General features: G+C 57.5%; 1 protein-coding gene. It reads right to left on the minus strand.

The genetic code is table 11. The features are described from left to right. Positions 1-212, minus strand: a 212-nt coding sequence (locus OGX67_RS00465) for an IS3 family transposase (RefSeq protein WP_286525601.1), incomplete at both ends; no start/stop codon positions are given.

Below are 212 nucleotides of genomic sequence, written 5' to 3' on the forward strand. Positions count from 1 at the left end.
CTGGCCTCGCCTTTACGTGCCCGCGGGCTCCGGTATCCGACCTGAGCCTTTATCCCGACACGTTTCATCAGTCGCCAGACCCGGTTCACTCCGCACTGTTGCCCGCTGTCCCGCAGATCCAGATGGATTTTGCGATAACCATAGACGCATCCCGATTCCAGCCAGAACTGTTTAATCTGTCCTGTCAGTCTCAGGTCTGCCTGATGGCGTTG

This window comes from Citrobacter sp. Cf118 (genome assembly GCF_030334095.1).
Lineage (GTDB): Bacteria > Pseudomonadota > Gammaproteobacteria > Enterobacterales > Enterobacteriaceae > Citrobacter > Citrobacter freundii.